Raw genomic sequence first — 221 nt, 5'->3', positions numbered from 1 at the left:
GTACTGGTTGACCGCGTTATTACCCAAGATGATTTGAACAATGGCATCCAAGTCGAGATCACCGTTGATGGCGGCAAGGTAGAAGTGACCGCCCAGGTCGTGGATGCTGCTGGCAACCCGTCACCGGAAGTGAGTGACAATACCCGGGGTGCGAACGGCGCAGCACCAGCGCCGACAGCGGAGCTGCCGGGCGACACCAACGGGGACGGCGTCTACCACAG

General features: G+C 60.6%; 1 protein-coding gene. It reads left to right on the top strand.

What is annotated here, in order from left to right:
- Positions 1-221, top strand: a 221-nt coding sequence (locus tag ABT58_RS24250; RefSeq protein WP_047876775.1) for a hypothetical protein, incomplete at both ends; no start/stop codon positions are given.

The organism is Photobacterium aphoticum (genome assembly GCF_001029435.1).
Classification (GTDB): Bacteria; Pseudomonadota; Gammaproteobacteria; order Enterobacterales; family Vibrionaceae; genus Photobacterium; species Photobacterium aphoticum.
Note: the sequence above shows the minus strand (reverse complement) of the source record. Positions and strands in the feature narration are given on the sequence as shown.